The sequence below is a fragment of the Micromonospora parathelypteridis genome, from assembly GCF_014201145.1.
GTDB classification, from domain to species: Bacteria; Actinomycetota; Actinomycetes; order Mycobacteriales; family Micromonosporaceae; genus Micromonospora; species Micromonospora parathelypteridis.
The window spans coordinates 3772396-3784331 of the sequence record NZ_JACHDP010000001.1; the positions used below are offsets into that span (position 1 = coordinate 3772396).

7 protein-coding genes are annotated in these 11936 nt (G+C 71.0%); 5 read left to right on the forward strand and 2 right to left on the reverse strand.

The window, feature by feature from the left end:
• Positions 1 to 32 precede the first annotated feature (32 nt).
• The 4 genes from HNR20_RS17035 to HNR20_RS17050 are packed head-to-tail and all read left to right on the forward strand — an operon-like array spanning position 33 to position 5152.
• Positions 33 to 1328: an ABC transporter substrate-binding protein gene (locus tag HNR20_RS17035; RefSeq protein ID WP_184181032.1), complete on the forward strand. Its 1296-nt coding sequence runs from the start codon at positions 33 to 35 to the stop codon at positions 1326 to 1328.
• Between the two features lies 1 nt (position 1329).
• Positions 1330 to 2247 (forward strand): carbohydrate ABC transporter permease, encoded by a 918-nt coding sequence (locus HNR20_RS17040; RefSeq protein WP_229687004.1) that lies wholly within the window; start codon positions 1330 to 1332, stop codon positions 2245 to 2247.
• Positions 2247 to 3068, forward strand: coding sequence for a carbohydrate ABC transporter permease (locus tag HNR20_RS17045; protein WP_184181033.1), 822 nt, complete (start codon positions 2247 to 2249; stop codon positions 3066 to 3068). Before HNR20_RS17040 ends, HNR20_RS17045 begins: the two co-directional genes overlap by 1 nt.
• Positions 3065 to 5152 (forward strand): alpha-galactosidase, encoded by a 2088-nt coding sequence (locus HNR20_RS17050; RefSeq protein ID WP_184181034.1) that lies wholly within the window; start codon positions 3065 to 3067, stop codon positions 5150 to 5152. The genes HNR20_RS17045 and HNR20_RS17050 overlap by 4 nt, the downstream gene beginning before the upstream one ends.
• 113 nt (positions 5153 to 5265) lie before the next feature.
• Here the strand turns inward: HNR20_RS17050 and HNR20_RS17055 are convergent, their stop codons facing one another.
• Positions 5266 to 7701, reverse strand: coding sequence for an ATP-binding protein (locus tag HNR20_RS17055; RefSeq protein WP_184181035.1), 2436 nt, complete (start codon positions 7699 to 7701; stop codon positions 5266 to 5268).
• A 98-nt stretch (positions 7702 to 7799) separates the two neighbouring features.
• Positions 7800 to 10823, reverse strand: a complete 3024-nt coding sequence (locus HNR20_RS17060) for a S8 family serine peptidase (protein WP_184181036.1) — start codon at positions 10821 to 10823, stop codon at positions 7800 to 7802.
• A gap of 361 nt (positions 10824 to 11184) precedes the next feature.
• On the opposite strand from HNR20_RS17060, the gene HNR20_RS17065 reads away from it, so the two are divergent.
• On the forward strand, positions 11185 to 11907 hold the full coding sequence (locus tag HNR20_RS17065) for a protein kinase family protein (protein ID WP_229687003.1): 723 nt from the start codon (positions 11185 to 11187) through the stop codon (positions 11905 to 11907).
• The last annotated feature ends 29 nt before the right edge of the window (positions 11908 to 11936 follow it).

Genomic DNA, 11936 nt, shown 5'->3' on the forward strand with positions numbered 1-11936 from the left:
ACGCTACGTGTCGTAGAGGAAGGGATACCTCCGTGAGCGACTTCGACCCCGGTCGCCGGCGATTCCTGGGCCACCTTGGGCTCGCCGGAATGGGTGCACTCGGCGCCAGCTCGTTCCTCAGCGCGTGCGCCAGCTCCGCGAGCGGGCCGACGACGAGCAACGGCTCGGGCGCGGTCACGATCCAGTCCAACCTCTCCTCGCCCCAGGCCAAGGAGGCGATGGAGAAGCTCATTGCGAACTTCAACGCGCAGGGCAAGGGCAAGGCGAGCCTCAACACGATCGCCTCGGAGACCTTCCGGACCCAGCTCCCGACGTACCTGACCTCGGCGAACCCGCCGGACCTCTACACCTGGTACGCGGGCTCGGTCGCCAACGACTACGCCAGCAAGAACCTGCTGCTGGACGTCTCCGACGTGTGGAAGTCGATGGGCGACTACCCCGAGTCGCTGCGCACCCTCTCCACCGAGGCCAGCGGCAAGCAGGTCTTCGTGCCGATGAACAACTACTGGTGGGGCTTCTTCTACCGCAAGTCCAACTTCGCCAAGTGGGGCGTGCAGGAGCCGAAGACCTGGACCGACTTCCTGGCCCTGTGCGAGACGCTGAAGAGCAAGGGCGTTCCGCCGATCGGCATCGGTCTCGGCGACACCCCGTGGATCGCCTCGGCCTGGTTCGACTACCTCAACATCCGGATCAACGGCGCGCCGTTCCACCGCGAGCTGCTCGCCGGCAAGCAGCGCTTCGACGACCCCAAGGTCAAGGCGGTCTTCACCCGCTGGCGCGAGGCCCTGCCCTACTTCGACCCCAAGGGCAAGGCGTACCCGTTCCAGGAGGCGACCACCGCGCTGCTGGCCGGCAAGACCGGCATGTTCCTGATCGGCACGTTCTTCGCCGACGCGGCACCCAAGGACGCCCTCGGCGACCTGGACTTCTTCCGGTTCCCGATCATCGACCCGGCGGTGCCGCTGGCCGAGGAGGCCCCGACGGACGGCTTCTTCGCGAGCGCGAAGACCGCCAACCCGGACGGCACCAAGGCCCTGCTGACCTACCTCTCCGGGGTCGAGGCCCAGGAGGCGTACGTCAAGGCCAGCTCCGGCATCGTGCTGCCGGCCAACCCCAAGGCCAAGGCCTCCGACTCGCCGCTGGTCGCCAAGGGCAAGGCGATGCTGGACGAGGCCAAGGAGCTGACTCAGTTCTTCAACCGCGACTCGAGCGACGCACTCCAGCCGACCGCGGACACCGCACTGACCAAGTTCCTCGACAAGCCGGACCAGATCGACGCGATCCTGCGGGAGTGGCAGGCCGGCGCCGAGAAGGTCTTCAAGGGCTGACGTGACAGCAACAGTCTCCACGACTTCGGTCACACCCACCCGGCGGCGGCGACGGTCGGCTCGACTGTCGCCGCTGCTGGTGGCGTTCGTCCTGGTGCCGTTCGCGGTCGAGAGCATCTGGGTCTTCTGGCCGGCGCTCCAGGGCTTCTGGTTCTCCCTCACCCGCTGGGACGGGATGTCGCCGCCGACCTTCGTCGGCACGGACAACTACGTCGAGCTGACCGGTGACGCCACCTTCCGGGGTGCGCTGCTCAACACGGTGATCTGGCTGGTGCTCTTCGGTGGCCTCTCCGTGCTGGGCGGTTTCGGCATGGCGTTGGTCCTGCAGAAGGAGCGGCGCGGGGTGGGCTTCTATCGGGCCGCCCTGTTCACCCCGGTCGTCTTCTCGCTGGTGGTGACCGCGCTGGTCTGGCGGGTGTTCTACCAGCCCGACGGCATCGCCGACACGCTGCTGCGGGCCGTTGGCCTGGAGCACCTGATCCGGCCCTGGCTAGCCGACCCGCAGACCGCCCTGTACGCGGTGATCCTGCCCGCCCTGTGGCGGCAGATCGGGTACGTGATGGTGCTGTTCCTGGCCGGGCTGAAGGCGATCGACCCGGCGCTGCACGAGGCGGCCCGGATGGACGGTGCCAACTCCTGGCAGCGGCTGCGGCACGTCACCATCCCCCAGCTCAAGGGGGTCAACGCCGTCGTGCTGTCGGTCATCGTGATCGACTCGCTGCGCTCGTTCGACATCGTCTGGTCGCTGACCAAGGGTGGGCCGTACCACTCCTCGGAGCTGCTCAGCACCTACATGTACTCGACCGCGTTCCAGAGCCTGCGGCTGGGCTACGCCTCCGCGATCGCCGTCGTGATCTTCGTGCTCGCGCTGGCCGTCATCCTCGGCTACCTGGTTCGCGCGTTCCGGGAGGAAGCGTGATGAACAAGCTCCGCACCGGCGCCTTCCACACCGGCATGATCCTGCTCTCGCTGCTCTGGCTGGGCCCGGTGCTCTGGGTCGTGGTGATGTCCACCCGATCGTTCGACGACATCGCCGCGCACGGCGTGGGCAGCCTGCCCCAGTCGTTCACCCTGGACACCTACCGGCAGGCGTGGACCGACGGCGGCGAACTGCGCGCTTTGATCAACAGCATGCTGGTCACTGTCCCGTCGGTGGCGTTGAGCCTGTGCCTGGCCGCGATGGCCGCGTTCGCGCTGAGTCGCTTCCGGATTCCCGGCCGGCGGACCATTCTGCTGCTGATGCTCGCCGGTAACCTGCTGCCACCGCAGATCCTGCTCATCCCGGTGTCCAAGTTCAGCGAGCTGACCGGCCTGTACGACACGCTCTGGGCGCTGATCGCGGTGCAGGTCGGCTTCGGGCTCGGCTTCTACACGTTCGTTCTGCACGGCTTCATGCGGGACCTGCCGGGCGAGATCCAGGAGGCGGCGACGATCGACGGCGCCGGCACGGCGCAGATCTTCACCCGGGTCATGCTGCCGCTGACCCGGCCCGCGCTGGCCGCGCTCGGTGCGCTCTCCTTCACCTGGATCTTCAACGATCTGCTCTGGGCGATCACCGTGCTGCGCACCGACGACAAGATGCCGGTCACCCCGGCGCTGCTCGGCCTCCAGGGACAGTTCGTCTCGTCCTGGAACGTCATCGCCGCCGGCACGGTCATCGCGGCGGTCCCCACCGTCGCGGTCTTCCTGCGTTTCCAGCGGCACTTCGTCTCCGGCCTGGCTCTCGGAGCGGTCAAGTGACCGCCGCGACGCCGCAGCGTTGGACGCTGCGCGGCGTGCACACCGAGTACACGGTGACCGTCCCGGCGCACGGCCGCTGGCTTGAGCTGGTCGCGTGGGGGCCGCACGGCGTCTCCGACGGGCCGTCGCCGGTCGCCTACGACGGCCCGGTGCCGTTCCTCACCGCCGGGGACGCCGCCCCCATCGAGTACGCCACCGACGCCGATCGCCCCTTCACTGGCGCGGACCTGGTCATCGAAACCCCCACCGGGGAGCGCTGGGTCGGCTTCGTCCACACCGACGTGCGGGTCGACGCCGACGGGCGGGAGCTGGCGGTCGACTTCGCCGACGCGGTGACCGGGCTGCGGGCCACCGTGCACTACCGGGTGCCCGCCGGCACCGACGTGGTGCAGCGGTGGGTCGAACTGACCAACGACGGCACCGGCCCGTTGCGGGTCGTCCGGGCCGGCTCGGGTGGGTTCTGCGTACCGACACCGCACGGCGCGCTGCTCAGCCACCAGTGGGGGCAGTGGGCGCAGGAGTTCCAGCTCTCCCACGTCGACCTGGGGCACGGCACGTTCAGCATCGGCAGCTCCCAGGGCGTACCCGGGCACCTGCACGTGCCCTGGTTGGCCGTGCGGGACAGTGCCGAGCCGACCGGGCCGGCCTGGGCGATGGCACTGGCCTGGACCGGTTCGTGGGAGATCAGCGCCGAGCGGGACACCGGCGGCCTGACCCGGGTACGCGCCGGCCGTCACCTCGCCGACGGCCCGCTGGAGCTGGCCGCGGGAGCACGGTTGACCCTGCCGGTGATCACCGGGGCGTACAGCGCGGAGGGCCTGGACGGGCTGGCGCGGGTCTGGCACACCCACCAGCGGTTGCTCGCCGGTGAGCGGCTCACCCCGCGCCCGGTGCTCTACAACTCGTGGGAGGCCACCTACTTCGCCGTCGAGGCGGAGAGTCAGCTCGCGCTCGCCCGGATCGCCGCCGAGCTGGGTGTGGAGACGTTCGTCGTGGACGACGGCTGGTTCGTCGGGCGCAACGACGACACCGCGGGCCTGGGTGACTGGACGCCCGACCCGGCGAAGTTCCCAGCCGGGTTCGACGCGTTCATCGCCGACGTCCGGGCGCTCGGGCTGAACTTCGGGCTCTGGGTCGAGCCGGAGTGCGTCAACCCGAAGTCGACGCTCTACGCCGAGCACCCGGAGTGGGTCTACTCCGTCGACGGTCGGCCGCTCACCCCGGTACGCAACCAGTACCTGCTCGACCTGGGCCGACCGGAGGTAGCCGAGTTCGTCCACTCCACGGTGGACGGTCTGCTGCGCCGGTACGACATCGACTACCTGAAGTGGGACTTCAACCGGCCGCGTACCGAGCCGGGGCGCCCGGGCGGGGGTGGGCCGCTCGACCTGGACGGCGCGCACGTGGCCAACCTGCACCGGATCTACGAGCGGCTGCGTCGGGACCATCCCGGGGTGCTGATCGAGGCGTGCGCCGGTGGTGGCGCGCGAACCGACCTGGCGATGGCCGCCCGAGCCGACGTCTTCTGGCCCAGCGACAACACGGGTCCGCTGGACCGGCTGGCCATCCAGTACGGCTTCCTGCACGCCAACGCCCCGCACCTGCTCAGCTCCTGGGTCACCGACGCGCCCGGCCTGTTCGATCCCCGCCCGCGAACGCTCGCGTTCCGGTTCGTCCTGGCGATGGCCGGCGTGCTCGGCATCGGCGCCGACATCCGGGCCTGGACCCCCATCGAGCGGGCCGAGGCGGCCGGCTGGATCGCCCGCTACAAGGAGATCCGGGACGTCATCACGCACGGCGAGGTGCACCTGATCGGGGGGCCTGACCAGGCCCGCTGCGCCGTGCAGTACACCGCGCCGGACGAGAGCCGGGTGGTCGTGCTGGCCTGGCACACCGGCCGGCTCGACGGTGCCGGTCTGCTGCCGTCCCGCCCGGTCCGGTTGCCGCTGCGTGGCCTCGACCCGGCGGCCCGCTACCGGCACGGCGACCGGCACTACTCCGGCAGCCACCTCGGCGCGCTCGGCCTGCCCGTGCAGTGGAGCCCGACCCACGACGCCGACCTCATCGTGCTGACCCGCGACTGAGGCCGGAGCACCACAGCTGGAACACCTACTTCGGCCTCGGTGGCGATCCCACCGAGGCCGAAGTCAGGTCGGTCACCGGCTACAGGCCCGTCGCCCGCACCAGCCGGGTCGGCTCAGGTGGGCACGAGTTCCCGGCACCGGCGTAGGGCAGCCAGGGCGAGTGGAGCGTCGCGGCCCGCGATCCCGGCCTCCAGCTCGTTCACCGCTGCCGTGGCCCGCGCCGGCTCACCCACTGCGACCGCAGCCTCGGACAGCACCAGCACGGCCTCGGCTGCCCACGTCAGGATGCCCTTACCGCGTACCAGCGACAGCGCATCCGTCGCGTGCCGGATGGCCTCGTCCGGTCTCCCGGCCAGCGTCAGCCGGGCCAGCGCCGTGAGTGCCTGCACCAGCGGCCAGATCGCGCCGACCCGCCGGGCGTCGGCCACCACCTCCCGCAGCGCCCGTTCGGCCAACTCCACCTGATCGCCGCCGCCGCCGCCGGTGGCGGTACGGGCCAGCACGGTGGCCAGTTCGGCCCGCGCGTCGAGCAGGGTGACCGGCATCCGCTCGGTGCTGGCCACCAGTCGGGTGAGCCGCTGGGCGAGTCCGTCCAGCCGCCCGGCGGCCCGATCCAGCGACAGTGCGGTCGCCTCGACCAGGGAGGCCAGCCGCTCGTACCCGGTCTCGTCGACCAGCGCCCGGCCGGCCGTCAGGAGCGCTTCGGCCTGCTCCGGGTGCCCGGCGTGCAACGCGCCCTGCGCCCAGTTCAGGCAGGCCCGGGCATGTTCGCGGGGCCGGTCGGCCAACTCCGCGGACGCCCGCAGCTCGGTGATGATCGCCCAGGCCGCCGGATCGCCCAACTCCAGCAGCAGCGAGGCTCGGGCGATGCGGACCGCGAGGTGCGCCCCCGGGTCCCCGCTGGCCGCCGCGGCGCTCTCCGCCTCCGCGCAGCGGGCCAGGTGGTCGTCGACGTGCCGGCCGACGACGGTGTCCGGGGCCGCCAGCACCGCGAGCGCCGGGGCCTTGCGTCGCGGTGCGCGCAGGTACGGCACCGCACGTTCGATCTCGGTGTAGCCGCGCAGCGCCTCGCCCTGCTGGCGCAGCATCCGCCCGAGCACCAGACCCAGTTCACCGCGGGCGCCGGGCGGCAACCGTCGGTCGGCGAGCAGCCGTTCCAGCACCGGGATCGCCTCGGCCTGGCTGAGCCCGTCGATGGCCGAGCGGCCCAGCTTGGCGGCGAGCCGTACCCGTACCGGTCGGGGAAGCTCGGCGACGTCCATCGTCTGGAGCAGGAAGCTGGCGGCGGTCGCGTCGTCGCCGCGCTCGGTGGCCAGGTCGGCGGCCGCTTCGGCGTTGCGGACAAAGTCGGCGCCGCTGCCGGCCCGGCGATAGTGGTGCGCCAGTTGGGCGACCGGCCTCGGCAGCTCCCGCTCCAGCACCCGAGCGACGCGCAGGTGCAGCCACTCGCGGTTCTCCCGGGGCACCAGGTCGTACACCACCTGTCGGGCCAGGTCGTGGCGGAACCGCAGGCCATCCCCGGCGTCGTGCAGCAGGCCCGCCTGGTGGGCCGCGGTCAGTGCCGCGCCGACCGCCACCCGGTCCAGGCTGAGCACGGAGGCGAGGATGCGCTGGTCCGGTGCCAGCCCCAGCACGGCACCGGCGCCGAGCACCTCCCGAGCGGCCTCGTCGAGCGGGCGCAGCCGCCAGAGCAGCACGTCACGCAGAACGAACGGGACGCTGTCGTCGGCCAACGGGTCGCCACCGCGCTCGGCGAGCGTACGCAGCACCTCCTCGACCACGAACGGGATGCCGGCGGTGCGGTCGAGCAGGGTCGCCGTCAGTTGCTGCGGCGGGTCGTCGAGCCGCAGGGTCCGGGCGGCCAGCCGGCGTACGTCATCAGCGTCCAGCGGGCTGAGCGCGACGCGGGTGACGCTCCACGGTGGTGTCCGCGCCAACGCGTCGTGGATCGGCGTGGTGCCTCCCGGCGCCGCCGTGCGGGCGGTCAGCACCACCGCCAGCCCGTCGACCGGGTGGGTGCTCAGGTAGCCGAGGAGTTCGCAGGTCACCGGGTCGGCCCAGTGCAGGTCCTCGAGCAGCAGCGTGGCGGGACTCAGCGCGGCCAGCACCGCGGCGACGGCCCGGAGCAGGCGGTGCCGCTCGGCGGCCGGGTCGGTCAACGGGAGTGGCGCGTCGGGCAGCGCGTCCGCCAGTTCGGGCAGCAGCGGTGCGAGCGCACCGGCCACCGGGCTGAGCGCGCCGAGTCGGTCGCCGCTGCCGCGGATCGCGTCCAGCAGCACACCGAGTGGAAAGGGTTCCGGCACGTCGTCGCACTCGCCGACGAGGTGGTGCCCGGGAAGTTCGGCGAGCAGTTCGGCGATCAGCCGGCTCTTGCCGATCCCGGGCTCGCCCTCCAGCAGGATCAGGCACGGCGGGGCTTCGACGAGCCGGCGTAGCTGGGCCAGCTCCTCTGCTCGTCCGACGAACTCGACGGGTCCGCGCAGACGTTCGGGGCGGACGGGAACTGGGCCCCCGCCGCCCCGCGTCTTGTCCTCGTTGCCGTCGATCACCGTGGGGTCGAGCAGATCACCCCCGGTGGGACGAACGGTCGGCCGGCGGACCGACGGTGACCTGAGTCACACGCCGGTCCGCCGGTCGGTCGACACCGTCAGGACTGGACGGTGACCGGCACGGTCTTCAGGGAACCGTCACCGTTGCGGAACTCCAGCACCCCGAGGTAGCGCTCCCCCGGCGCGAGGCCGAACCAGCGCAGGGTCAGGTTCGCCGTCGCGCCCGGCTGCACACTGCGCTGCTTCGGGTCGATGGTGAACCGGCCGGTGGAGGTGCCCGGCGCGCCCGGCAGGTAGCTGGTGATGGTGTACGCGTTCGCGCCCGCCGGGATGTTCTCGGTGAACTCCTGCTCGACGACGACGATGTAGTCGCCGGCGCCCTCCGGCAACGTCACCTTGGCGCCGTCCCGACCGCTGACCGTGGCGGTGACGAACTTCCCGTTCTTGTCATAGACGTTGAGGCTGAACTCGGTGCACTCCATCACCCCCTCCTCGTCGTCCCAGTCGATGTGGGAGCAGGTGGGCCGCTCCGACGTGACCTGGATGAGCGGGCTGCGGGTGCCGGCCGGTACGTGCAGCGTGGTCCTGCTGATCGAAGCGGGCAGCGGCACCGGCAGGTTGTTCGACGTGCTCCAGTCCCAGCTCGGTCCGTCACCCTGCAGGGTGACGGTGCTGCTGGTGCCCGCGGTCAGGCCGAAGAGCTGCGAGATCAGCTGACCCTTGTAACCGACCTCGGCGGCGATCGGAACGCTGCCGAAGGTGCCCTTGCCGGTGATGGCGTCGGGGGCGACCAGTCCGGAGTTGTGCACGACCAGTGGGCTGCGTACCTCGTGCTTGAACTGGTCGCGCCAGGTCAGCGAGCCGTCGGCCCAGGTGTCGAACGCGCCGCCGGTGTTGGTGACCTCCACGGTGAAGCGGGCCGACTTGCCGGGGCGGATCTGCATCTTGGCCGGGGTGACCTTGACCTTGTAGCCCGGCGGGGCCTGCACCGACGAGGTGTAGGTGCTGGTCTTGTCGCTGACGTTGGTGACGGTACGGGTGACCGTCTGCTTGCCCACCATCCGGCCCAACGAGATCGACGGGTAGTTGAGCTGGGCCGTCTCGATCGAGCCGATCGTGTCGCAGCCCTCCAGGTCGAGGCCGTAGTCGCTGCCCCGGTCGGCGGACACCCCGCACAGGTACTGGATCCAGTCCTGCTGGTTGGAGTCGTACACCAGGCCCGGGTCGAAGGCGCTGCCCGGCTCGACCTGGCCGGCGCCGTAGTTGAGTGGGGTGGCGTCGTACGTGCCGATCTTGATCGGGTTGCCCTTGTCGGTCTTGTCCACGGCGCTGGTCATCAGCGCCGAGCGGACCGCCGCCGGCGACCAGTCGGGGTGCTTCGCCAGCAGCAGGGCGGCGATACCGGCGATGTGCGGCGCCGCCATCGAGGTGCCCGACTCCAGGGCGAAGTCATTGCCGCCGATGGACGGGGAGAACGCCGCGACGATGTCCTGACCGGGCGCGCTGATGTCCGGCTTGAGCAGCTCGCCGGCGTTCAGGTTCGACGGGCCCGCCGAGGAGAACGCGGCGACCGACGGAGCTTCGACAATCTCCAGCTTGCTCGGCGAGATGGTCGCCGTGGCGTTGCCCTTCGCGACGTACGCGGTGACCGTGGCCAGGTCGACCTCGTTGATGTGCACGGTCGGCACGGTCTGCACGTCGGCGTTGAGGGAGTTCAGCTCCTCGTTGTAGAGGACCATGCCGACCCCGCCGGCCCGGGCCACCTCGATGCTCTTGTCGGTACGGGGAATCTCGCCGCGGATGCAGAGCACGATCGCGCCCTTGACCTTGGCCGGATCCAACGTGTCGTCGGCGCAGAGGCCAGCGCCGTAGGCGCCGTCCGGGTCGAGCGCGCTGTCCTTCGCGAAGACCAGTCGGGCCGGCCCGACGCCGGTCTCACCCATGCCGGCACCGGTGATGGTGGTGCCGTTGCCGAGGGTGAGCTTCCGGTTGTTCTGCTGGTCCGTGGTGCTCGCGGCCACCGTGGTCAGCCACGGGGTCGAGTTGTCGACGGTGTTGGCGAACGGGCCGGAGTTGCCGGCGGCGGCGGCGACGAACACCCCGGCGGCGGCAGCGTTGAAGAACGTCGCGTCGACCGCGCCGAACCGCTCGGTGTCGTCGCCGATCGAGTAGTTGATCACGTCGACGCCGTCGGCGACCGCGTCGTCGATGGCGTGCACGATGTCGATGTCGGTACCGGTCGCCCCGCCCGCACCGTTGTCGTACAGCGCCTTGTAGATCGCCAGTCGCGCGGCCGGCGCCATACCGGAGATCGTGCCCAGGTCCTGGGTGCCCGACGTCGCCCGCACGCCGTTGAGGCCGGCCGCGGTGCTGGCCGTGTGGGTGCCGTGGCCGTTGCGGTCACGGGGCGAGGAGTAGTCGTCGGGGAACGCGTCGGCGATGCCGCTGTCGTTGTACCAGCGGGCTCCGATCACCTTGTTGTTGCAGGTGACCGGCGCCTCGATGCCAACGTCGCAGGTGCCCTTCCACTTGGCGTCGATGATGGCCTGGTCGGGGCGAGGGCTGGGCAGGGGTGCGAAGCTCGCGCTCTCCGGCCAGTAGCCACTGTCGATGACCCCGACGATGACGCCTTCACCAGCGCGGGAGTCACCGCCGAACTGCTTCTTCCACACCCCGCCCTTGCCGGTCAGGCCCAGGTAGTCGGGGGTGTGCGAGGTGGTCGCGTGTACCTTCTGGCTCTCGTACACCGCTCGCACGCCCTGGGTGGCGCGCAGCCGGGCGGCCTGCGGTCCGGTCAGGTCGGCGGCGAAGCCGTTGAACGCGGTCTCCATGGTGACGCGGGTGCGGTCGGCCGGCACGCCGACCCGGTCCAGCACGGACTTGCGCTTCTGGCGCAGGTGATCCCGGTACGCGTTCGCGCTGCCCGACGTGCGGTTCAGCTTGGCGCCGTCGGTTGGCTTGGTCGCGGCGATGCCGGGGACACCGCCGGTGTAGGTGGCCAGCGGCTCCTCGTCGAGCTGCACCAGGTAGCGGGCGGTCGGTCCACTGCTGGTCGGCGCGGCGGTGGCGCTGCCGGGCAGGCTGGTCAGGCCGGCCGCGGTCAGCGCAACGGCGGCCAGCATGCTGACCCCGCGCCTGGCCCGTCCGGTCCGATGTGTGTTCGGTTGTGGCACGTCGTTGCCTCCACGTTCGGTGCCGGCCGCCACGACTGATGACGGTGGCCGAAACCTAGGATCGCTATCGATCTTCGAGAAGCACTCGTAACCTGCCCGTAATCTTGGAAACAAGCTCGTAACGCAACGGGTACTTTGCGCGTCATTTTGGGTCGCCCGCCCGGCCGTCCCCGCCCGACCGTCCCCGCGCGGCGCTGTCCCTGCGCGGCGCTGTCCCTGCGCGGCGCTGTCCCTGCGCGGCGCTGTCCCCGCGCGGCGCTGTCCCTGCGCGGCGCCCCTCGTCTGTAGGCGAGCGCCGTAGTCTCGTCGGGTGTCCGTGCCATCGATCGAGTCGGCTTACGCGGTCTTCGATGCGCAGGACTCCGGCTGCCTGTCCTACGCAGTCGAGGAGGCGGGCCGGCGCTGGTTCGTCAAGACGGCCACCACGGCTGAGGGGCGAGCATCCCTCGGCCGGGCCTGCGCGGTGCACGCCGCAGTCCGTCACCCGGTGATCGTCAGTCCAACACGGACAGTCCTTGGCGAGGTCGGCCCGACGCTCGTCTACCCCTGGTACGACGGCAGCGTGCTGAACCACGCCACCGTGCACGGCACGGACCGTACCGGGCTGACCCGGTTTCACCGTCTGCCGGTGCCGCAGGTCGAGGTGGCGCTCGACGCGATCCTCGACGCCCATCTCGCCGTCAGCGCTGCCGGCCTGCTCGCCGTCGACCTCTACGACGGTTGCTTCCTGTACGACTTTGCCGCCGGTCGGTTGCGGTTGATCGACCTGGACGAGTACCGACCCGGCCCGTTCGTACTCGACGCCGATCGGTTGCCCGGCTCACGCAGCTACATGGCTCCGGAGGAGTTCGTTCGCGGCGCGGTGATCGACCAGCGGACCACCGTGCACCTGCTCGGCCGCACCCTGCATCACCTCCTTGACTCGGCCCAGGGCTGGCGCGGCAACGGTGCCCAGCGCCGCGTCGTGGAGCGGGCGACCGGCGTCGAACCTGCCATGCGGTATCCCGACGTGCCGGCGCTGGTCCGAGCCTGACGGCTGGCGACACCCTGACTCGACGTCGG